15 protein-coding genes are annotated in these 23,400 nt (G+C 39.7%); 12 read left to right on the top strand and 3 right to left on the bottom strand.

Going from position 1 to position 23,400, the window contains the following annotated elements; all coding sequences use genetic code 11:
• Positions 1-22: 22 nt before the first annotated feature.
• Both ACS8E3_RS03970 and ACS8E3_RS03965 read right to left on the bottom strand, forming a co-directional pair.
• A complete protein-coding gene (locus ACS8E3_RS03970) occupies positions 23-328 on the bottom strand; it encodes a putative quinol monooxygenase (RefSeq protein WP_439241478.1) in 306 nt (101 codons plus the stop codon).
• 15 nt (positions 329-343) lie between these two features.
• Complete coding sequence (locus tag ACS8E3_RS03965) at positions 344-1,195, bottom strand: SDR family NAD(P)-dependent oxidoreductase (protein ID WP_439241476.1); 852 nt, start codon at positions 1,193-1,195, stop codon at positions 344-346.
• Positions 1,196-1,720: 525 nt separating this feature from the next.
• On the opposite strand from ACS8E3_RS03965, the gene ACS8E3_RS03960 reads away from it, so the two are divergent.
• Positions 1,721-3,103, top strand: coding sequence for a PKD domain-containing protein (locus tag ACS8E3_RS03960; RefSeq protein ID WP_439241474.1), 1,383 nt, complete (start codon positions 1,721-1,723; stop codon positions 3,101-3,103).
• A 305-nt stretch (positions 3,104-3,408) separates the two neighbouring features.
• Here the strand turns inward: ACS8E3_RS03960 and uvrA are convergent, their stop codons facing one another.
• Entirely contained in the window at positions 3,409-6,315 is a 2,907-nt protein-coding gene (uvrA, locus tag ACS8E3_RS03955; RefSeq protein ID WP_439241472.1) for an excinuclease ABC subunit UvrA, read from the bottom strand.
• 628 nt (positions 6,316-6,943) lie between these two features.
• Here uvrA and ACS8E3_RS03950 point away from each other — a divergent pair.
• From ACS8E3_RS03950 to gspN, 11 genes are all read left to right on the top strand, one after another.
• Positions 6,944-8,308 carry an MFS transporter gene (locus tag ACS8E3_RS03950; RefSeq protein WP_439241469.1) on the top strand — a complete coding sequence of 455 codons (1,365 nt, stop codon included), beginning with the start codon at positions 6,944-6,946 and terminating at the stop codon, positions 8,306-8,308.
• 295 nt (positions 8,309-8,603) lie between these two features.
• Complete coding sequence (gene ssb, locus ACS8E3_RS03945; RefSeq protein ID WP_439241467.1) at positions 8,604-9,179, top strand: single-stranded DNA-binding protein; 576 nt, start codon at positions 8,604-8,606, stop codon at positions 9,177-9,179.
• Positions 9,180-9,328: 149 nt separating this feature from the next.
• Complete coding sequence (locus tag ACS8E3_RS03940; RefSeq protein ID WP_439241465.1) at positions 9,329-10,672, top strand: site-specific integrase; 1,344 nt, start codon at positions 9,329-9,331, stop codon at positions 10,670-10,672.
• A 5-nt stretch (positions 10,673-10,677) separates the two neighbouring features.
• Positions 10,678-12,237, top strand: coding sequence for a site-specific integrase (locus ACS8E3_RS03935; protein WP_439241463.1), 1,560 nt, complete (start codon positions 10,678-10,680; stop codon positions 12,235-12,237).
• Position 12,238: 1 nt separating this feature from the next.
• On the top strand, positions 12,239-14,404 hold the full coding sequence (locus ACS8E3_RS03930; RefSeq protein WP_439241461.1) for a hypothetical protein: 2,166 nt from the start codon (positions 12,239-12,241) through the stop codon (positions 14,402-14,404).
• Positions 14,401-14,823 carry a hypothetical protein gene (locus tag ACS8E3_RS03925; RefSeq protein WP_439241459.1) on the top strand — a complete coding sequence of 141 codons (423 nt, stop codon included), beginning with the start codon at positions 14,401-14,403 and terminating at the stop codon, positions 14,821-14,823. Before ACS8E3_RS03930 ends, ACS8E3_RS03925 begins: the two co-directional genes overlap by 4 nt.
• A gap of 118 nt (positions 14,824-14,941) precedes the next feature.
• Positions 14,942-17,032 carry a class I SAM-dependent DNA methyltransferase gene (locus ACS8E3_RS03920; protein WP_439241457.1) on the top strand — a complete coding sequence of 697 codons (2,091 nt, stop codon included), beginning with the start codon at positions 14,942-14,944 and terminating at the stop codon, positions 17,030-17,032.
• A 4-nt stretch (positions 17,033-17,036) separates the two neighbouring features.
• Entirely contained in the window at positions 17,037-18,359 is a 1,323-nt protein-coding gene (locus ACS8E3_RS03915) for a restriction endonuclease subunit S (protein ID WP_439241455.1), read from the top strand.
• A 35-nt stretch (positions 18,360-18,394) separates the two neighbouring features.
• Complete coding sequence (locus ACS8E3_RS03910) at positions 18,395-21,400, top strand: DEAD/DEAH box helicase family protein (protein WP_439241453.1); 3,006 nt, start codon at positions 18,395-18,397, stop codon at positions 21,398-21,400.
• A gap of 720 nt (positions 21,401-22,120) precedes the next feature.
• Positions 22,121-22,444 (top strand): H-NS histone family protein, encoded by a 324-nt coding sequence (locus tag ACS8E3_RS03905; protein WP_439241451.1) that lies wholly within the window; start codon positions 22,121-22,123, stop codon positions 22,442-22,444.
• 150 nt (positions 22,445-22,594) lie between these two features.
• Positions 22,595-23,398 carry a type II secretion system protein N gene (gene gspN / locus ACS8E3_RS03900; RefSeq protein ID WP_439241449.1) on the top strand — a complete coding sequence of 268 codons (804 nt, stop codon included), beginning with the start codon at positions 22,595-22,597 and terminating at the stop codon, positions 23,396-23,398.
• Positions 23,399-23,400 lie beyond the last annotated feature (2 nt).

The raw sequence follows: 23,400 nt of genomic DNA, 5'->3' as shown, positions 1-23,400 counted from the left end.
CTTAGTTTTATGTCTACAAACCTTACGCAATACGGGTCATTTGCGTAAGATTAGAGTCTTCAATCATCTCCTTTGTCACCTTTATAAAGTTTTTAAAGTGCGCGCTTTGTCCATGCTGCTCCATAAGCTCCTTATTTTCCCACACCTCATAAGTGATAAAGTGATTCGGATTGTCATTATCTTGATGGATATTATAGTGGATAGCGCCTTGCTCAGCTTGCGATGCCTCGGCCAGCTTAAGTAGCTCAGACTTAAGGCTTTCAGCGTGTTCAGGTTTGGCGGTGATATTAGCAACGAGGGTGATAGCTTGTTTTTCTTGAGTGTTCATAATGGTGTCCTAAGGTTAGCCTTGTAGTGATTGTAGTAACTCTTGAGTTTGGCGTTTAAGCTCGGCAATAGCGTCTTTATTTAAAGCATTAGCATGCGGTTGTCCGAACTCGCCTCTGGCATCACCGTGCACGCCGTCTTTGATGTCATTGTCAAAATACTTGCCGGTATCATCAGCGAAATCATCGGATATGGCAAGCTCGGTTAGGATGTTCGCGCCTTTATCTGCCGATGACCAGTATTTGCCATACGCTTCATTAACCATTTTGGTATTAAGTAGTGAGCCTGGATTGACCGCGATGACATTGATATTATCATCTGTGACAGCCTCCGCTAAGTCCATACTCCACATGGTAAGCGCCAGCTTGCTTTGCGCGTAAGCGTCCTTGTCATCGAGACGCTCACTCCCTGTAAATGCAGGATAATATATCGGCGCTTGCGCCGCTGAGCTTAGATTGATAATGCGCGCTTTATTAGACTTTTGAAGTAGGGGTAATAGGGCGTTGGTTAACTCGTGAGGTGCTAAATAATTGACCACAAAACGCACGTCCAATCCGTCTTTGGTAATTGGCGATGCGGTGGTATAAATTCCTGCATTGTTAACAAGTACATCAAGCTCTGCTAGCTTGTCATTCACTTCTGCTGCCATTTTGTGTACCGCATGTAAATCTGAAAGATCAGCCACAAACCCGTCGATGTTATCCGCCGCTGCGCTAGTCGCTGCCGCTTTAACCTCCATAATGACCTTGTCGAGCTTATCAGCGTCTCTGCCATGCAAGTACACTTGATGTCCCGCTTTTGCTAAATTTAAAGCGGCAAGCTTACCAATGCCATCGGTGCTACCGGTAATTAAAATAGTCTTTGTCATGCGTTATCCTTATGGTGTTCGTTGTTACTTAGACTTTGGATACGCTTTCTATTTTATCTATCGACATGCTGCTGATTGTAATGAAAGTGTTGTGATTGGAGACGTGGCTGTAATTGAAGACGTTTTGATAGTATCTTGGAATGGGTGAGCTTGGTGGGTGAGATTACTTTACTAAAAAGCATGGTTTTAGATTTTAGAGCAGTGGTAAAAATCTATGATAGAAAGATTTTCTATAACTAACATAGTTAGAATGATTCTTCTGTTTTACAAGCTGTTTTTTAAATGTTTGATACTCAACATAAGTGAGTATAGTAATGTGCTTCCCACGCACCTTTTGCTATTGCAGTTTTACAGGTGCGTGGAGTACATTCCATAAAAACTAATATTCAATTATATAAAATTATTGCTTACATTAATTCTGCTAAGAATTATATATTTTTGTTTACTATTTTAAAGTTAATTATTGCAATATATTTTCAAATGTATAGAATGAGTATGAAATAACTAACACTGGTGTATTTAACAATGAAAACTTTAAATATTTGTTTGCTTAGTGCTTCTATCACTTTCTTAACTGGCTGCGGTAGTGACTCTGATTCTTCATCAACAACTTTCGAACCTTCTCCAAGTTTACCTACACCAGATACATCTATCCCTTCAACTCCTCTTCAACCTGGAAATAATATCCCAGTCGCAATAGCAGGTATTAAACAAAACGTTACTTTAGGTGATTTAGTTTATTTAGATGGCTCTAACAGTGTTGATAAAGATGAGGATTCATTAACATACAAATGGACAGTAAATAAAAAGCCAGCAGGAAGTAAGGTTGTATTATCTGATTCTTCAATAGTAAATCCAACATTCAAGCCTGATATGCAAGGTACATACATTATAAGTTTATTAGTTAACGATGGGAAAATAGATAGTAAAGAAAGTACTGTAGAAATTAACGCAGTTAAAGGGAATGCAGCTCCTGTAGCTGTAATTAAAGAAGTCTCTGAAGAAGTGAAGGTTGGTAAAAAACTTATCTTAGACGGCTCATTAAGTAATGATAGTGATGATGATACGTTGAATTACAATTGGACAGTTGAGTCTAAACCGTCTGATAGTGCTGCACAGCTGTCTATGTCAACATCCCAAAATCCAAGTATAATTTTTGATAAGATAGGAAGTTACAAGGTTGGGCTTGTCGTTTCAGATGGCCAGCTAAATAGCGATAAAACAACCATTACAGTAAAAGTTGTACGTGGTAATTCTGCTCCATTAGCTAATGCTGGGCTACCTCAGACTATAAACCTAGGTAATACTATTACATTAAATGGCAGCAAGAGTACAGATCCTGATAACGACAAATTAAGTTATAAGTGGTCTGTAAGTTCTCTTCCAGCTGGAAGTAAGGTCACTCTTAATAGTACTGTTATTAATCCTGTCGTAACACCAGACGTGTCTGGAAACTATGTGTTTAATTTGAAAGTTTCAGATGGTTCTTTAAGCTCAAGTAGTAACGTGAATATCACTGTTCAAAGTGCACCAGAACTTATTTTAAGTACTACTGGATTTTTTGGAGATACTGTTCAAAAACTCCCTTACGTTACGTCATCATCGTTTAATACAAGTTCTACGTGTGTCGGAAGCTGTGCTAAAGGAGTTTCGATAGAAGAATTTTCTTTGGAGGCTCAAGGTGCAGATTTCACAATCACTAATTTGAAAGCAACGTCTAGTAATAGTAGTTATCCAGCGTTTTTCGAAAACTTAAACGATAATCAGGTTATTAAAAAAGGTGAAAAACTTAAATTCGACTTAAGAGTAATGCACACAAAATATAATACAGTTAGATTAAATTATTCTTTTACAGTTAAAGAAACTGGACAAACTTTTTCATACACAGCGAATGGTTCTACTAACTAATATAAATTAAGTTAATATATAAAAAAAGAGCTAACTTTGTTAGCTCTTTTTTGTAATGGGACTATAGTAAGGGCTATGAGAAAATATCATTTACACCAACGTAAAAATATTAAGTTGGTTGGTTTCAATAATTTTTCTATTTTCCATTAAATAATGTGTTGTAACTTCATTTGTAAAATAGCACGATGGATTGTATAACCGTCTAAAGTAACGTTAATAACTCTATTTCTAGCAGATTAAACCCCATTTAGCAAAAAAGGCCACCCCAAAAGAGTGACCTTTAAATGACAACCGAAACTAAAATACTAACTCGCCTCCGACATAGCCTGTTCCAATACCGGCTTCAAAAACTCACCCGTAAACGAGCCTGCAACTTCCGCCACTTCTTCAGGCGTACCTTCCGCGATAATCATCCCGCCACCTTTACCGCCTTCAGGGCCAAGATCAATCACCCAATCGGCAGTTTTGATGACGTCTAAATTATGCTCAATCACCACGATGGTATTACCTTTATCACGTAGCGCATGCAGGATATTGAGTAGTTTATCGATATCATGAAAATGCAAACCTGTGGTTGGCTCATCCAAGATATACAGCGTTTGACCCGTATCACGCTTGGCAAGCTCACGCGCTAGTTTCACCCGCTGCGCTTCACCACCGGATAGGGTAGGCGCAGATTGACCAAGGCGAATGTAGCTTAGTCCCACATCCATCAACGCTTGCAAGCGACGATAAATCGCTGGTATGGCAGAGAAGAACTCAGTGGCATCTTCTACGGTCATATCGAGCACGTCAGCGATGGTTTTACCTTTGTAGTGAATCTCAAGCGTCTCACGGTTATAGCGCTTGCCCTCGCAGGTATCACAGGGTACATACATATCTGGCAAGAAGTGCATTTCGACTTTGATGAGTCCATCACCTTGACACATCTCACAGCGACCGCCTTTGACGTTGAAGCTAAAGCGACCGGCTTTATAACCACGCGCGCGCGCTTCTTGCGTTTGTGCAAACATTTCACGCACAGGAGTAAATACGCCGGTATAGGTTGCTGGGTTGGAGCGCGGCGTACGACCGATTGGGCTTTGGTCAATATCAACCATTTTGTCTAAATGCTCAAGCCCGCTGATACTGTCGTGTTTATCGGCGATTAAAGTTGAAGCATTATTCAACTGAGTCGCGGCGATGGGCATTAAAGTACGATTAATCAGGGTTGATTTGCCAGAGCCGGATACGCCAGTAATACAAGTCATAATGCCGACTGGCAAACTTAAATCCACATCTTTTAAGTTGTTACCTGACGCGCCTTTTAGTTCAATCGTCATAGGTACTTTTTTGGGTTTGGCTTTACCTTTCGCCTCGACCTCTATGGTTTTGGCCTTATGGCGTACCGTTGGAATCTCGATACGCTTCTCACCTGACATGTATTGCCCAGTGAGCGAATCTTTAGTCGCCATAATCTCATCGACCGTGCCTTGGGCGATGATATGACCACCATGTACGCCTGCGCCAACTCCGATATCAATCACGTGATCGGCTTGGCGAATCGCATCTTCATCATGCTCAACGACAAGGACAGTATTACCCAGATCACGTAAGCGCGTTAAGGTTTTAAGCAGACGATCATTATCACGCTGATGCAAGCCAATAGACGGCTCATCAAGCACATACATCACGCCCATTAGACCGGCACCGATTTGGCTAGCAAGCCTGATGCGCTGCGCTTCACCGCCCGATAGCGTTTCAGCAGAGCGTGCTAAGGTTAAATAGTCGAGTCCAACGCTCACTAAGAAGTTGAGACGCTCATTGATCTCTTTAAAGATTTTCTCCGCGACTTCGCCTTTATGACCGCTGATTTTAAGGCTTTTATAATAGTCAGCCGCATCACCGATAGAGAGTTTGACGATCTCAGCGATGGTTTGCTCATCGACGCGCACGTTACGCGAAATCTCATTGAGACGCGCGCCATCGCAGACGTTACAAGTGGTATCGGCAAGATATTTGGCTAACTCATCACGCACCAGATTGCTTTGGGTTTTGGCATAGCGGCGCTCAAGATAGGGTAGTACGCCTTCAAAGGGAATGGTCTTATTAGTCTTACGGCCGCGCTCATCAGTGAAGTTAAAGGTCAGCTTCTCTTTACCTGAGCCTTGCATAATAAGCTCTTGCTGCTGCTTAGATAAATCCTGCCACGGCGTATCCATATCGATATTGAAATGCTTACAAACGGTAGTTAGCAAACCAAAATAATAAGAGTGGCGTTTATCCCAGCCGTTAATCGCCCCCTGATTTAAGGATTTTTCATGATGAGTAATCAGCTTTTCAGCGGCAAAATATTGACGTTTGCCTAAACCGTCACAAGTCGGGCAGGCACCATACGGATTGTTAAAACTAAACATCCGCGGTTCCAGCTCAGATACGGCGCGATCGCACACTGGGCAAGAGTGTTTAGCCGACATCACTTGGTTGGTATCGCCGCCTTCTTTCGGATTACCATCCATGAAGTGCAGCGTGACTAGGCCTTGACCCAGACGCAGCGCCGTCTCTAAGCTTTCAGCGACGCGGTTGCCTAAGTCATCGCGCACCTTAAAGCGATCAACGACGACCTCAATCGTGTGTTTTTTCTTCTTATCGAGGGTCGGTAGCTCATCAGTATCATAGACGTGACCATCGACGCGTACGCGCACAAAGCCTTGCCCGATTAATTGCTCAAGCAAAACAGTATGCTCACCTTTACGCTCTCGAACCACCGGCGCCAAGATCATAAGCTTGGTCTCAGCAGGCAGTGCCATGACTTGATCAACCATCTCCGTCACAGACTGTGCCACCATCGGCTCGCCGTGCTCAGGGCAATAAGGCGTCCCGATACGCGCGTACAATAGGCGTAGGTAGTCATAAATCTCAGTGATCGTGCCAACAGTTGAGCGCGGATTATGGTTGGTCGATTTCTGCTCAATAGCAATGGCAGGCGACAAACCCTCGATACTATCGATTTCAGGCTTTTCCATTTGCGATAAAAACTGACGCGCGTATGCTGACAGACTTTCAACGTAACGGCGTTGCCCTTCAGCATAGAGGGTATCAAAGGCTAAAGAGGATTTACCAGAACCAGATAAACCAGTAATGACCACAAACTTATCACGTGGGATATCAAGATCAATATTTTTGAGATTGTGCGTACGAGCGCCGCGTATTGCGATATGGTCATGTGCCATCGGTAAGGGGTTTCCTATTTTTTAAAGTGGGTTAACGATTATTAAAGATAACCAACATTTGTAAATTTAAAAGAGTAGATAAACTTAAATAATAATAAAATAGACAAATAAAAAGAAAAGAGAGTAAAAGACTTAACTACTTTTTAAAACCTATTTATTTTTATCAATTAACAAAAGTCTATTTATAGGAGTTAAGGTCAAATAGCTAACCGGTATTTATATTTTTACGATAGCTATTAAGCGAGTTTGCCACTGCTGCAACTTATGAGTAAAAAAATGCTATATGAGCAAAAGAACAATGCTATCAACGCTTTACTTTATAGTCACGATTAAGCGATTATTCAAGTCAGGGAGACGTATTAAAGAAGGTTAGTAACAAAACTATAGAGATAAAGGCAGCAGAGAGCGCCTTGTGATAAAAGTCTCGGCAAGAAAATGGCGAATGTCTTATACTAGGGAGCTTGATTTGGAGCTGAAGCTAGCGCAGATATAATAACGTCATGCGGTGCTTGAGGTCTCTAAGCCAGCTTTAATCAACCTTTGTAGGATCAGGCTTGGAGATCAATCCACTTAAGTGGTCTGCAAGCTGTAGCTATCAGATGTTATAAGATGAACCAGTGAGGCAAGTATGAATAGCGTAGAGAAACGGGCAATCTTAGGGGTAGGTGGTATTTTTGCTCTGCGGATGATTGGCCTGTTTATGATAGTGCCGGTGTTTTCTGTTTATGGCAGCACTTATGCGCATGCGACGCCTTTTTTGATTGGTTTAGCCGTCGGGATTTATGGTCTGGGTCAAGCTATTTTTCAGATTCCGATGAGCCTTGCTGCCGATAAGTTTCCGCGTAAGCCTATTATCATGCTCGGTCTGATATTGTTTGCGCTTGGTGGTGTTATTGCGGCCAACGCCACAGATATTTACGAGGTTATTATCGGTCGCGCACTCGCGGGTAGTGGGGCCGTATCGGCGGTACTAATGGCGCTCTTAGCCGACGTCACGCGCGAGGAGATGCGCACCAAAGCGATGGCCACTATGGGTTTGACCATTGCCACCTCTATTATGCTCGCCTTTGCTTTTGGACCATTATTAGTCGGCTCGCTTGGGATGTCAGGGCTGTTTTGGTTGACCGCAGGCTTTGCCGTACTGGCTATGTTGCTATTGTTCGTAGTACCGACGCCGCTACGGGTCCTCAAACATAACTTAGATAACAAATCGATCGGTGAACAGCTAGCGACGGTGCTCAAAATTGGCGATCTAAACCGGCTGCATTTCGGTATATTTGCGCTGCATTTGACGCTTACCGCGATATTTGTCATCTTGCCGCATCAGCTAACGGAAGTCATGGGCTTGTCGGTGCGTCAGCAAGGCTTAGTGTATTTGCCGCTGTTATTTATCGGCTTTGGCGTCGCGATACCTTTTATTATTATCGCTGAAAAGAAGCGTAAGATGCGCCAAGTCTTTTTGGCTGCTATCGCCTTAATGACCGCCGCATTAGTATTATTGGCTTTAGGTAGCCAAGTCGGTGTCGGTATTATCTTAGGGTTACTGCTGTACTTTATGGGCTTTAACTTACTTGAGGCCACCATTCCGTCTTGGATCTCTAAGCGCGCGCCAGTCGCGAACAAAGCCACGGCGATGGGGCTGAATTCATCAAGTCAGTTCTTCGGTGCCTTCGTTGGCGGCGCGATGGGTGGTCTGTTACTCAGCCAGCCTAATATGTTGGCATGGGGTATTTTGGCGGTAATAATGGCTGTGGCACTACTAATCATTCTGCCCATCTCGCAGCCGCCGTATCTATCTAGTACCACAGTGACAATTCCGAATAACATCGATGTTCAGGATTGGTCGCGACAAATGATGGCAATCAATGGCGTCGATGAGCTAGTCGTCATGGCAAAAGAGCAAGTGGCTTATCTAAAACTGGATAAAACCCAGCTAACAGATGAAGCAAAGCAAGAGCTTGCCAAGTTAGCACAAAGCCCTTTAAATATATAATTGAGCTATTAAGATCCGATACGATTGCGATAGTATTGACTGTACTGAAAGTATCGACGGTTATATTAGGCTAGCTAGCACACAAATGTATGATAGTAAACGACATGAACTGTCGTCTATAAATAAGTGTGTCTAGATATTTACGAAAAAAACGTATAAAGTGAACCTATAATATTAATTGAAAATTAGGGTTGATAATTATTGACCTTATAAAAATAGATTAAAGTAAGCTATTTAGGCTTTTATATAAGAGCTTAGCGCTTATCAACAAAATCATCTATAAAAGGAAGACATTATGCGCGGAGTTAATAAGGTCATCATCATCGGCAATCTTGGTGCGGACCCCGAATCACGTCAATTCAATAATGGCGGTAGTGTTACGAATATATCAGTAGCCACCTCTGAGCAATGGACCGATAAACAAAGCGGCGAAAAAAGAGAAGCCACTGAATGGCATCGTGTCTCACTGTTCAATCGTTTGGGTGAAATTGCCGCTCAGTACCTACGAAAAGGCAGTAAAGTCTATATCGAAGGTAGCCTGCGCACTCGTAAATACCAAGCTCCTGACGGCAGTGATCGCTATGCTACCGAAATTCGCGCCGATCAAATGCAGATGCTAGATGGCGCTAGCGGTGGTCAAGGTGGTCAGCAAGGTGGCTATAGTAACCAAGGCGGTGGACAAGGGTTTGGTGGTCAGCAGGGTCAAGCTGGTGGTATAGCAGCGGCAGCACAAGGTAATCAGCAAGGTGGCTATGGCAATCAAGGTACACCTACTCAGAACAACAATCAATTTAACCAACCAGCACAGGCATCGCAGTCTAAACCTAACGCCATGCCAGACGGTCCGGTCGATGATGATATTCCGTTCTAACTTATACAATAAATAAATGTTGTATTTATAACTATATAGCTCATTGATAATAATATCATTGAGCTATTTTAATGTCTAAAATATATTGCATTTTTATTTAATAACTTTGTATAATAGTATTTATTGTATTTACTTAGAGTAGTAGCCTGATGTCAGTCCTAAAGAGAAAAGAGTTTATTGAGACAAGTGGTGAAAGGTTTTCTCTTCTTGTTGATGAAAATGGTATTCCTGACTTTTGGATAACGTTATTCATGACTACTGTTGTACGATCTTATACGCACTCAACTCAAAGAGCATATATTAATCACCTATATCATCTCAGTCTTTGGGAAGCGAAAATAAAATCTCGTCTGTCTGATAGGATAATTACAGCATCACAAAATAAAGGTAGTAGTGATATTCGGTTTTTCTCACATTCCGAAATTCAATCACTTGCTGAGCATTGTAAGCTTCAAACAAAAACTGCTCGAAAGCTAAATAATTCAAATAATAAAGTAACTCAATTCAAGAAACCTACATCTAAAGCGCCATTGCTAACTGTATCCATTGCCCAACAAAATCAAAGAATTAAAGTGGTTGCTGAGTATTTTGAATTCTTAGCAAATAACCTTCTCAGGAATAAAGCAAGCTTTTCAAGCTATGTTGAGATCATTAAAGAAACGAAAGAGTGGCTTTTAAGTAAAAAGCCTAAAGGTGGTAGTCGTAGAACAACGTTCGATCCTGATGCTAAAGCCCCACCTCCAGAAGTGTTCTTTAAGGTCATGGAGTTGGTAAGACCGCTCAATGACCAGAATCCTTTCACTGAGTTGGTTAAAAATCGAAACTACCTTTTGTTCAGATTACTTTATGAGACAGGTCTGAGAAGTGGAGAGATTCTTCAGCTAAAGATAACTGATATCAAATTTTCTCAAAATATAATCGAAGTTCGTCGTAGACATAATGACCTTGAAGATACTTATAGGTCAATCGAACCTAATGCTAAAACTCTTGAGCGTGATATCTATATAACACCTGAATTATCTGAAGAGATTAGAGCATACGTTATTAAAGAACGTCCGCTTATGCGTAATGCAAATAAGCATAGTTTCTTATTCGTATCCAATAAAGGGAAAAGTGCAGGAAATCCCATTTCTCTAATACAGTTCTCAAGAATTGTTGAAAAAGTTGCAGAGGATGAAAATTTAGCTGACTTTATCAAAAAGCATGGGTTTAATGGCGCAAGGAGAATAACTAGGCACGGTTTTAGGCATGATTTTAATAATAGGCTATCCATTAGTATTGATAAAAACAACGAGAAGGCAAGAGAAGAAGGACGCTTACACGATATCATCTCAGAAAAGCAAGAACTTGAGCGTAGAATGTATCTTATGGGGCATAAAAATGAGAGTTCTTCGAGTATTTACAACTTGAGGCATACTAAAAAACAGGCTGAATCACTACTGTTGCAAGAAATGCAAAACATAGATTTTCTTATTAACCCTAAGGATGATTAATTGAGATGAACACTGCACAAGTATTGAGTGATTATGTAGAAGACTTTGAAATTTCAGACGCTTTTACTATTAGATCCAAGGCAGGCTATGAATCAAGTTTTCAAGATGATGTTTGGAAATTGGATAATTCGTACAGTATCAATTGGGGTAATGTAGGGAATGTTTCAGGTAGTGTTTTACAAGGGTTTAAGCTCACTACTGCACGGATGGCTGAAGAGGTCTCCGCAAAGCATACTCAAAATTGTTGGCATTATTTTAAGCAATATTTGTTAGATCCCAATATCTACACAGGTGGCAAAATTAGCTCAGAGCTAATTTTGAAGTATAAATCAACTTTAGACTCTGAAAATGAGTATAAGTTGGGAACGATTCGCTCATTACTGAGAAATTGGGTTGAGTGGAAACATCCAGGGGTTAATAGTGATATATCAGATACACTTGATCGGCTAGTCTTAAAGGGAAATGTAAAAGGTAAAGCTGTCTTACATCAATGTCCTCATACGGGCGCTTATACGCTCACTGAACAGCAATCATTATTAATATGGGCGGGTAACGCTTTCCAAGAGAAAATCTTGTCTTTAGAGGAGTTTACATGGCTCTATTTGATATATGCAACAGCTAGAAGACCAAGCCAAATCAGAGCGTTAAGAATATGTGACGTTACTCATAAAGTGGTCAATAATAGAAATATATATTCTATTAATATCCCAAGAGCGAAACAAAGAGGTGGTAAATTCCGTTCTGAATGCAGGTCTTTAACTATTACTGAAGACTTATATTTGATTGTAGTAAATCAAATTAATGAGGTTAAATCCTTTGTTTCTTCTAAATTGCCTATACTTGACGATAACGATATTGAACAGTTACCTATTTTTTTGAATCGCGATTCATTGGGAGAAATGAAAGTAGGCGACTATAAAGACGTTGTTGTAAATACTCCTGATTATTTACATCTATCTGCGACTGACGTTCATTATATGGATAGACAAATATCTCGTAAATGTGATGCTATTTCTGAGCGTACAGGCGACTACATTCACTTTACACCCATGAGGTGTAGGAGAACTAGAGCGACCAATCTTGTTAGGAATGGTATTACAGGTGTGCAGCTAGCCTACTTGCTTGATCATTCAGATACTCAGCAGTTAAGTGTATATACTCAGCATACAGGTGAGTTAGCGCTGAGAATTTTTGACAAGATGAATGACGCAATGGAATTGTTATCTGCAAAGTTTGAAGGGCGACTTATTCGTTCTGAAGATCAGGCATTAAGAGGTGATGATCCTAACAGCCGCGTATTCCAATCTACAAACTCTCAGGTAGGTAACTGTGGAGGCTCTCCTGCCTGTAATAGTGGGCTAAAAGCCTGCCTTTTGTGCAGTCAGTTTCAACCTCTACTAGATGCTCCTTGGGAAGATGTTTTGCTTGATTTAGTCGAAGAGGTTGAACATAAGCAAGCTATGGGAGCTAGCGATTTGATTTTGCAATCGTTTAACCTTCAGCTAGCCCACGTTAAAGCTATTATGAACGCATGCGATAAAATCAAGCTAGAAGAGGTTCTCTGATATGACACAGGTTATTCCCTTTAAGCCAAAGCATGAAGTTGAGTGCGAAAAGAACCTTCTTGATTTTATTGAGAGAGCCAAACATGACTTGAGTATCTATAAAGATCAAGGCGGATTCAATAGCGACAACTGGAAGATTATATATAAAAATGGTCGTACCTCATCTATGCATTTTACTGGGCCAAAATCGCAAGGTAATAAGACTGGGGAGTTAATGTTACAACCGTTTAGAGACTTTGCAAAAGCATATATAAGAGATTTGCAAACATGGAAGGAAAGAAATCCCGCAAGTTATATGGTTGTACTAAAAACTATTTATGAAATGTTAATCGAAACTAATGAAAGGGCTGATATTCTTGATTTCAATGGTATAACACTACGAAAAACTACTGAGAGTTTAGAAAACCGTCTATCTGCGGGTGCATTATATCGTGCGGGTCAAGCGCTTGAAAGTTTATTGGATAGTATTCGAGAGTATAAAATAAACCTAACGATACCAACATGGAAAAATCCTTGGAAACGCCCAAATGAAAAGGCTTCAGGAACTTCGCACGAAGATAGAGCTTGGCAAGAAAATAGATTGTTAACCAGTCATCAAATCAGTTGTCTAGCGGATGCTTTTCGGTTAGCTAAAACGCCTTATGAACATTTTTATTCATCTCAAGCTGTACTATTAATGGCTGCTCCAAGCAGAGGTGGAGAGTTGCATTTTTTGACTACAGACTGTTTGTTTGAAACAACAGCATTTAAAGAGGTAGTTGATGACTCGGGTAAAGTCGTTAAAGAAGAGCATACTATTTTAAATATTCGTTGGGTTGCTGCTAAAGGTGGTGGGCTTATACCAAAGCCTGTACACCCTCTAATTGAGCCAACGGTGAGAGAAGCAGTACAAAGGCTCATTGACATCGGAGAGCCTGCTAGAAGAGCTGTACAGTGGTCAATTAAGCGCCCTAATGAGTTCTATCGACACGATGGATGTATTACCAAAGCAAATCACCATGAAGATGATCCACTGACGATTCTGGAGTTTGCAGCAGCTATGGGGCTTTCACAGGATAATATACCGAGTGATTTTGCTGAATCTATAGAAAGAAGTGCTTTCTTGACGTTCTACAAGCAAAAGTGGATTCAAAATCTTTTCGAAATAAAAGACTATGTTACTTATCGAGATTTAGCTGCTTATACTGTAGAAAATTATAAAAAGTCGTTCCCTAAGTTTCCAAATCTTTCGGAAATTAATAAACCTATATCAGACATGCTATGTATTGTTAGAGACAATGAACTGCATAGGGAGTTTCAGTCTAAAGGTTATAGTTTTACTGCTCCTACTATAAATCAACTAAACAATGCCTTAGGGGCTATTCATAGCGGGTTAAAGAGCAAAACAGCACAGTCGTTATTTACATCTGTGGGACTAAAGGATGAAAACGGAGATAATTTAGTAATTACTTCGCATCAAATTCGTGTCTGGTTGTCTACAATGGCTGAGCGTGGCGAAATGGAGTCATTAGACTTAGCAATGTTTGCAGGACGTAGCCGTATTCAAGACAACAGAGCTTATGATTTACGTCCTATGGAGGAATTGGCAAAGGAGTCAAGAAAGCTAATTAGTCTTGGCCTAGAGGCTCACGATGCGACTAAAGCTCTACAAGCTGTAAAGGTTAATGTGCCCGTTACTTTTGAGATGCTAGGTCATAAAGATCGGTATGGTGTAGTTCAAGCTTCTGGGTTTGGATACTGTGAGCATGATTGGACTATGTCACCGTGTTCGAAAGCAGGTGAATGTGTAACTTGCAAAGAACACTCTTGCATCAAAGGTATGCCAAATACTAAAGAGCGGTTATCAGAATTAGAACAGGTGGTCAAACGTGAGCTTAATAGAGCAGTAGAGGCTGATAATAACGATTATTCAGGTGCGAGTAGTTGGGTCATTTACCAAAGTAAGAAACTTGCAATAATCAAGACTTTATTGACATATTTAGATGACGATGAATACCCTGAAGGGCTTATTATTCGCGTTCCAGAAGAGCTAGATGTAAGCTTAACGCGAATAGCGCTGAACGAGCTTGGATATTCTACAGAGGTCGCAGAGAACTCAACCTTAAGTGAAAAGATTACTATGACAGCAGAGTCTAACTTTCTAGCGATTTTACAGGGTGGGTTATGAAACCAAAACTTATAAGTGAAAGTGAATTGGATTTAGTTGATGACATCTTAAAAAAATGGTCAGGTAAACTGACATGGGATAAGTTTGCTGTCCGAGTTGCTTCTACTTTAGGGAAAGATTCAGTCTCTAAGTTTACTCTAATGCGCTACCCTGAAGTTAAACAAGCATTCAATAGGCGTAAGCAAACGCTTAAAGAGGCAAAGTCACAAGTCATTGAGACGATGGGCGATGTGACTATTGATATGCTTATAAACGAAAATGCTGAGCTAAGAAACCAAATCCATCATTTAGAACAGGAACTTAAAGCAAAAGAAACGCTATGGGCAGCGCAGTACCGAAGGTGGCAATATAACCTTTCTATGATGCCAAATGTAGATTTATCTAAACTCGACCAACCTCTTCCAGCTAAACAGAATTAAACTGCTGTGGTCAAAAAATTTTAGATTGAATATAAGACAAACGATAGCAGGTGTTCAGCTATATAAGTCGAAAAGAGCAATTTTTTTAATCAAATTACTAATTAAAGAAGACTAGTTTATGTCATTAAATAAAGCACAACTTGAAAATCTAACGAATGAAGTATGGAAAGGTGCGATTAGCTTACGTGGTAAGTTCAAAGCCAAGGATTACCCAACCATCATACTGCCTATGATAATGATTCGTCGGATTGAATGTGTACTTGAGGCAAAAAGAGCGGAAGCTAAACAAGATATTATTCAAAAAGATGCCAGCTTATCTGATGAGAATATCAATGCGCTACAAGAGCAAGATATCGAAAACAATACTGATAATGCATCGCAAAAGCGTGAGCAGTTGGCTAAAAGGTTGAAGCGTACTGAAAGAGATAAGTTTGACTTTTATAACACTACTGACTGGACGCTTAAAGGCATACTTGACGAAAGCTCGACATCGGTAGAAAAGAACTTTCGTGATTTTCTCAACGGCTTTAGTCCAAATGTTTTAGAAATAATTGAAAAGTTTGAGTATCAGCAAGCCGTTACTAAGATGGTTAAAGAAAAAAGACTGTATGAGATTATAGAGCTGGTTGCAGAAGAGGACTTTAGCCCACAGCGCTTGTCAAATATTGAAATGGGTTATGTCTATGAAAACCTGTTGCAAAAGTTCTCACAGGACGATGCCAAAGATACAGGTGAGCATTTTACACCTCGTGAGATCATTCGCATTATGGTTGATTTGATGGAGATTGATTTTGATCCAGAAGTGAGTAAGGAGGCTATTTCAATCTATGATCCAGCTTGCGGTACAGGCGGTATGCTGTCAATTGCTAAAGAGCACTTAGTTGACAAAGCCAAGACGGATGAAGGTATTGCTAATGCTGAAGATCTTATCTTATTAAGTGGTCAAGAGCTGTTGGCGCAAAACTACGCTATGTGTAAAGCGGATATGCTACTAAAAGGTGAGACTGGAAGTAATATCACTCATGGTAATTCGCTGATTCCACATCTAGAAATGATCGATGATGATGGTGACCAGCACGCAGGTAAACAGTTTGATTATATGATCTCAAACCCACCTTTTGGAGTTGATTGGTCACCATACAAAAAGCACGTTGAAGAACTCAAATCTACGCGCTATTCGGTAGGTATGTCACCAAGCAATGATGGTGCATTGCTATTTTTATTGACAATGATAGAGAAGATGAAGCCTGCTAGTGAAGGCGGCTCAAAAATAGTTATCTTGTTTAATGGCTCGCCGCTTAGTAATGGCGATGCAACCCAAGGTGAGAGCGAGATACGTCGTCATATACTAGAGAATGACCTATTAGACAGTATCGTCATGCTTCCTGATCAGATGTTTTATAACACGGGTATCTATACCTATATTTGGGTGCTGAATAATAATAAACCTGCGCATAAAAAAGATCATGTACTGATTATAAATGCGCGCAACCATTATGAAAAAGAACCAAAGTCGTTTGGTAATAAGCGTAACAGAATCTCTGACAGGCATAGAACGTGGATACATGAGCAGTTTGAGACATGGCAAGACACTGACGAGAGTAAAAAGTTTCATGCCTATGACTTTGCATTTCACAAGGTCAAAGTCGTCTTCTGGCAGGAGGATGAACACGGCGAGCAGATGTGGATAGATGAGCCGTTTACTATTCAGCTTAATAATTCTAACGTAAAAAAAGCGTTTGAGTTTTATGGTGATTTTACTATGGATGTCACGGTCAACGATCAGGCTTATCACTTCACGTTTGATGACGAGAAGCCCTTTGAAACCTTGCTTGCTCAAGCGGTAAAAGAGAAGGAAGTAGACCTAAAAGACAGCTCGTTGAAAGAGATTAAAGCATGGATTAAAACAAAAGAGATAACGGCAAATTACAATCATCGCCACTACATACAAGACAACGAGTACATTCCTTTTGATCGTAGTGAGGATGACAAAACCGCATATATCGATGCTTTCTTAGCCAAAGAAATTGATTATGAAATCATCGATTGGGAAGAGTTTGAAGAGCTGGGCTACGAGATATTACCGAATAAGTATTTCTACAAGTACCAAGAGCCTGAGAATAGTGATGCACTGATTGAGCAGTTTTGGCAATTAGAAGAAGAGGCGACCCAATTGCTAGCCGAAATTAAAGCATTAGAGGGCGAATAAGATTATGAAGGCATACAGCTACACAGACAGTGGTTTTGATGTGTTAGGAGAGGCTCCTAGTCATTGGAAAACTAAACGGCTAGTTAATATATGTGATTTTATTAGAGGAAACTCTTGTTTTGGAAAAAATGATTTACTATCAGAAGGAAAATATGTTGCCTTACAATATGGAAAAACATACAAGGTTGAGCTAGTTGATAAACAATTTAATTTCTATGTAAATAATGAGTTTTATAAAAGCTCTCAAACAGTAGATTATGGAGATGTAATATTCGTCTCAACTTCAGAGACAATGGAAGATTTAGGCCACTCTGTTTTTTACAATAGAAAAGATATAGGGTTAGTTGGGGGCGAACAAATATTATTAAAACCTAACAGAAATATTTTAGATGGCAAATATTTATTTTATGCTTCAAAAGTGTTCGGTAGTGAGTTGAATAAGTTTGCAACTGGAATAAAGGTTTTTAGGTTTGATGTGTATGATTTGAAAACAGTTTATATCAATCTTCCTCCTTTAAAAGAACAAATAAACATAGCTGAGTATTTAGATAAGGCGACTGCTAGAGTTGATAGTGTCCTTAGTATCAAAAGAGCACAATTGCACAATTTATCTCTACAAAGAAAAAGTATAATCCATGAAGCAGTCACAGGAAAAAGTAAACTTAATATAAATTGTGAAACTAAAGATAGCGGAATCGAATGGCTAGGCGAGATTCCTAGTCATTGGACTTACGATAAATTGTTTCGTCTATGTGATAATGTTGGAAGTGGTGGCACTCCTCAAAGTACTAATCAAAGCTACTATGATGGTGATATTTTTTGGGTTCAAAGCGGTGACCTGACAGATAGCTATGTTTATGATACTAAGAAAAAAATTAATGAATTAGCGATACAAAATTCATCAGCAAAGGTATTTCCTGAAAATACGTTATTAGTTGCGATGTATGGTGCAACAATAGGTAAAGTCGGGATTATGACTTTCGAGGGAGCGATTAATCAAGCATGTTGTGCGTTGGATTTCTCTTCAAAAATCAATCCAAAGTTTTCATATTATCTCATGTTAAATGCAAGAGATTATTTAATAGCTCAGGCTTATGGTGGTGGGCAGCAAAATATATCACAAGAGACATTAAAACAGTTGCACCTATTCTATCCACCCGTTGAGGAGCAAAAAGCAATCGTCGATTACTTAGATATCGTCTTAGAAAAATCTTTAAAGCTAGAAGAATATATCAACGCTCAAATTAAAACTCTACAAAACTATCGCAAAAGCCTAATTCATGAGTGTGTCACGGGTAAAAAGCAAGTTACTGATAGGGTTGAGTAGATAGGTAAAAAGTATAACTAAAATAAGGAGGCCTCATGCCAAGCAATAAAGAAAAACTGTTTCAAGATCACATTTGTGACTTTTTGCGAAACACGCATGGCTATGAGGCGATCAAGGATAGTAAGTCAAAGCCTTTTGCGATCAAAAAAGATCGTAAACAAGACTGGCACATTATCGATAGTGACCTCATTGAATTTATCAAGGTGACCCAAGCAGATGAATACGCTGAGTTAGAGAACCTCTACCATAGCGATACTGATAGCCAAATTATCAAAGCGTTAAGAGAGCAGGTTAGCAAAAAGCCGATGTGGCATGTCATGCGTAATGGCTTAAACGTCAAAGGCATTACCTTCAAGCTATACGCACAAAAGCCGCGCTCATACACCAGTGATACGCAAGAGTCTCACTATCAACAAAACAAGTTTAGCTACCATGACGAGCATTATTATAATGTAGATTCAAAAGAGCGTATCGATCTCGTTATTTGGCTAAATGGTCTGCCTATTATAGTGATAGAACTCAAGCACGAAGACGAAGGTCAGAGCGTCGATGACGCCATACAAAAAGACTTTTTGGGGCGTAATCTAAATGATCAGATATACAAATTACCTTTTCTATATATTGCACTCAGCAACGTAGAAGCCAAAATTGCCACTGACCCTAGCAGTTATGATAACTTTCGCTGGTTTAATGCAGGCTTATATAATCAGTCAGAGACCGAGGGTGAGTACCCTGTAGAGCATGTCTATCGGCACGCACTATCGCCTGAGAACATTACTAAATACTTAGAGCATTATTTATTGTTGGTAGAGCCAAAGAGCAAGCATGGTAAACAGATCAGTGATGGCTTTACTATTTTTCCGCGTTATCATCAGCATCGTACCTGTCAAAACCTTGCAAATGACGTATTAGATAACAGTGAGCAACGACTGAACCTGCCACAACGACTTGGTGATAAGTACCTAATAAACCACTCTGCTGGGTCAGGTAAAACGCTTACGATGGCATGGATGGCAGACCAATTAGATAGCTTGTACACCTCTGATAATCAAAAGGTGTTTGATAATATTATCATTCTGACTGACCGTACCGCTTTGGATAAAAACATAACAGACGATCTAAAGCTATTTAGTCACCTAAGTAAAAAAATCAACTTTGCTAAAAGCTCTACCCAACTTGCGAAGTTTCTTGAAAAAGATCGGGATATTATCGTATCTACCATTCACAAATTTAGCTACATTCAAGATAAACTACAAAATGACGAATCGCTTCGTAACCGTAAAGTCGCATTTTTGATAGATGAAGCGCATCGCTCACAAGACGGTAAGTTATCGCTTACCATGCGTCAGTTCTTCAATGACAGTGATACTAGTGATGACCTTGATGAAGCCAAAGCTGAGCAAGCAGAAACAAAAGCAGTCGATGAGTTTGAAAAGCTTAATATCAGCAATCAAATATTTGTAGCCTTTACCGCGACGACCACGCCAAAAACGGTGGCGTTCTTTGGTGAACCATTTGACGTTTATACCGAAGAAGAGGCAATAACAGAGGGCTATATCTTGGATGTAGCAAGTAACATCATTGCCTACAAAACAATGTATCACTTGCAAAATAAGAGCTTGGCTCGAACGACAGATGAGTATCCTGTCGCTGTACTTAAAAAGCTCATGCAAAACATAGCATTTGAAGACGATGAGATCATTCAGTACAAAGCCAATATAATAGTAGATCTTTTTGAGAAAAAGACCTTGCACTCTATTCAAGGTAAAGGCAAGGCTATGGTTGTAGCCAATTCACGTGTAGCAGGTTTAAAGTACTATAATCACCTAAAAAAAATCTTAAAAGAGAAGGGTCTAAACGTGGGTGTGTTATACGCGTTTAGTGACTTTACGCATCCAAATACTAAAGAGAAAATACAAGAAAACAAGTTAAATGAATTAGGCAAAGCTACGATAGAGGATGAGTTCGAAAAACCAATAAATCGTATTTTGGTTGTTGCTAATAAATTTCAAACAGGTTTTGATCAGCCGCTTCTATCCTCAATGTTCTTAGACAAGGTGGTCAATGGAGTTAACGCAGTACAGACTGTCTCACGCTTGAATAGAAAACACCCAGATAAGCAGCAAAGCGAAATATTAGTGGTCGACTTTACTAATAACACAGCCAATATTTTCGACGCGTTTAACAAGCATCGAAAAGGCTCGCCTTATCAACAAACAGAGCCAACGAGAGAAGTTTTGGAAGCACTATACAAAGAGATCGTTGATGAAAATGTGTTCACTGAACAGCAAATAGTTGATTATGTAAAAGCTTATCAAGAAGCCGAAAATAAAGCATCTCAGGATCAGTCTGCTTTAGATGCTATCTTAAGTAATATTAACGTCAGATATAAAAAGATAGTTGAGCAGAAGCTGCCAAACCTTGAAAATAGAAGAGAGTACGTTTCGCTGCTATCTCGATATAAAAAGCAGTTTTATTTTATCGCTAGTTTTTATCAGTTAGATCAGCAGTTTAAAACGCTTTGCTCGTTTGTCGAAGCGGTTGAGCTAAGTTTGTTTAAGAGTAATAGCGAGTCTCAAATAAAAAAAATACTTGAAAACATAAAACTGGTTCGAGGCGCAGTACCTTATTTAGGCGAAAAAGTAAATGAAGTTGTTAGTAAACCACCATCCCCAAAACCCCCATCTAATCCTAAGCCAAAAAGCGGTCAAAGCGGCGGTATGAAAAAAGCGACCATAGACGATGCTCTTGACGATATCAAAGATAGATTCGATATAAGCGATGATGAAGCTATTGTCATTCGTGAAGTTTTTGAGACCGTGTTAAAAGACAGTATTCATAAAGAGACTGTTGTTGCAAACAGGAATGACGAATACTATCTAAGCACACGGGCTAGACCAAATATTCATGATGAGGTTTATGACGTGTACGATAGTAAGTATGAAGAAAAGTTGTATGAAGCTATGTACACTGAACAAGGTGGTATTATTGATTTGATCAGTGTTGCCGTTATTGAGGATTTTATTAAAGACGCTGCGTAATATTGGTAAGTGTATAACGTTAGCTTACAAGACTAAGATAATGGTCAGAACGGTTTTTAGAAGCAATCGTAGATCAGAGTGTTTAGGTTGAATAAAAGTTGTATTTATAGAGATAATAATAGCTATATTGAGGCATTTAAAATATATTTAAAATTATGTTGTATTTATCTGCTTTAAGTGTATGATTATGAAGTATTTATAATATGTAATCCTTTATATTATATACTTAACCGTTTTGATGAATACGTAATCTAATAGTGTTGATTAAATCAGATAGAGCCTATGCAAATAGGCTCTTTTTTTATTTGGCTATTGTTATCTTGATAGGTAAAGATAATGTGTTTTTAGTTTAATGTCTTAATTATAAAAGATGAAAATAAAATATAGAGATATATTTTTGCAGCATTTTATACTCTAGTAGCATCGTATGCTTTTATATTTAATACTCTATAAGAGAAAAAGAACTTATGTTCTTTTTCTAAAAAGTAACGCTATCTATAATGAATTATAAATAGACTATTATAGTTAATAGAGTTTGTTATAATGCAGATAGTTAATCCAATCTGTATTTAGATTGAATTAATCACTTTGTATTTATAATCGAATACTCGCATCGCTAATTATGGACCAAGCTATTAAAGACAATGTCGACCAATGGATTATAAATTTTAGGCTATTAAGTCTATTCCTTATAATGAACACTTTTATACCGAGGCTACTATGAAGAATAACACCCCTATTGATTTAGAAAACTTGGACGTCGATCAACTGCGTGCAATTACTGAAAATGCCCAGCAGCTTATCGATCAAAAACAGCATCAGCGTTTGTATGATGCTTATATGCAATTTGAAAAAATCGCTGAAGACGCCGATAGCAGCATTGACGAGATTCTAAAAGCTGGTGAGAAGCTTGAGAAGAAGCGTAGCATTAAGTATCGCAACACGGACAACAGTGAGGAGACTTGGACAGGACGTGGTCGCAAGCCGACTTGGCTTGTAGAAGCTATGGCAGCTGGCCGTGAATTAAACGAGTTTGCTATTTAATAAAGCTATAAAATCAGTACGATAATCGGCGCTAAGCTTGAGCAAGAAACCAGTATTTTTATTTAAGAATACTGGTTTTTTTATATCACCTATAGCGGATTATTTGCTATGATAATGAGCTTTTAACCCCTTTAAAAGAGTCTTTTATTCGTGCCAAAACTGTCTACATCGTCCAATAAACGTCCGCGTAAGCTCTGGTGGCTGGTGGGTATGGTGATGTTTGCGCTATTTGCAGTACTGCAAATGCCAGCGGCATGGATAGTCGAAAAATATGCTCCCAATTCGCCTTATGTGCAGCAAGTATCCGGCAATGTCTGGCAAGGCGCGCTTATTTGGCAGTTGCCACAAACGAGTACGGCGCTGACCGGCTCGGCCAATTGGACTTGGCAGCCGTGGCAGTTATTTTTGGGAAAGCTTGGCGCTGACGTTGAGATTACTACCGGCCAAACGCGCTTAGAGGGTCAAGTCAAAGTAGGGCGCAACTCATGGCAAGTGGATGATATGAGCGGCAAGATCGCTCCGGAAACTTTGGCAAGTGTTGTCAATTGGCAATTACCAAATACGCCTATTCAGCTCAATAACGTCTCTTTACAGCGTCAGTCAGCGGCGGGAGAGAAGAGCGCAGGTTTCCATAAAGCGGATGGTCAGCTGACTTGGGTTGGCGGTGAGGTGGGCTATCCCAATGCTAGCAAGATACTCTACATTACGATGCCGACCATGCGAGCGCAGCTCAGTACGGAACAAAAAAACGATAACCACCTATTGCATGTCAATTTATTAAATAATCAAGACAAACGCTTAGGCGACTTGTATCTAGATGGCGACAATATGCTAGATGTCAGCCTGACCCAGCGCCTACTCGAGAACATGCCAGAATATAAAGGCCAAGCGCCGCAAGATACCCCAGTCATTAGTGTGCGTCAGCCGTTATTAACCGGCTTAGGGGCAAATTGATA

Source organism: Psychrobacter sp. 2Y5 (assembly GCF_051847375.1).
Classification (GTDB): domain Bacteria; phylum Pseudomonadota; class Gammaproteobacteria; order Pseudomonadales; family Moraxellaceae; genus Psychrobacter.
This window is presented reverse-complemented; position numbering and strand designations above follow the sequence as displayed.

Bases quoted from the DNA above. Each gene is read 5' to 3' on its own strand.
- uvrA (WP_439241472.1), bottom strand. From the start codon at position 6,315: ATGGCACATGACCATATCGCAATACGCGGCGCTCGTACGCACAATCTC.
- ACS8E3_RS03935 (WP_439241463.1), top strand. From the start codon at position 10,678: ATGAACACTGCACAAGTATTGAGTGATTATGTAGAAGACTTTGAAATT.
- ACS8E3_RS03925 (WP_439241459.1), top strand. From the start codon at position 14,401: ATGAAACCAAAACTTATAAGTGAAAGTGAATTGGATTTAGTTGATGAC.
- ACS8E3_RS03910 (WP_439241453.1), top strand. From the start codon at position 18,395: ATGCCAAGCAATAAAGAAAAACTGTTTCAAGATCACATTTGTGACTTT.
- ACS8E3_RS03965 (WP_439241476.1), bottom strand. From the start codon at position 1,195: ATGACAAAGACTATTTTAATTACCGGTAGCACCGATGGCATTGGTAAG.
- ACS8E3_RS03950 (WP_439241469.1), top strand. From the start codon at position 6,944: ATGAATAGCGTAGAGAAACGGGCAATCTTAGGGGTAGGTGGTATTTTT.
- ACS8E3_RS03905 (WP_439241451.1), top strand. From the start codon at position 22,121: ATGAAGAATAACACCCCTATTGATTTAGAAAACTTGGACGTCGATCAA.
- ACS8E3_RS03930 (WP_439241461.1), top strand. From the start codon at position 12,239: ATGACACAGGTTATTCCCTTTAAGCCAAAGCATGAAGTTGAGTGCGAA.
- ACS8E3_RS03960 (WP_439241474.1), top strand. From the start codon at position 1,721: ATGAAAACTTTAAATATTTGTTTGCTTAGTGCTTCTATCACTTTCTTA.
- ssb (WP_439241467.1), top strand. From the start codon at position 8,604: ATGCGCGGAGTTAATAAGGTCATCATCATCGGCAATCTTGGTGCGGAC.
- ACS8E3_RS03940 (WP_439241465.1), top strand. From the start codon at position 9,329: ATGTCAGTCCTAAAGAGAAAAGAGTTTATTGAGACAAGTGGTGAAAGG.
- ACS8E3_RS03920 (WP_439241457.1), top strand. From the start codon at position 14,942: ATGTCATTAAATAAAGCACAACTTGAAAATCTAACGAATGAAGTATGG.
- ACS8E3_RS03915 (WP_439241455.1), top strand. From the start codon at position 17,037: ATGAAGGCATACAGCTACACAGACAGTGGTTTTGATGTGTTAGGAGAG.
- ACS8E3_RS03970 (WP_439241478.1), bottom strand. From the start codon at position 328: ATGAACACTCAAGAAAAACAAGCTATCACCCTCGTTGCTAATATCACC.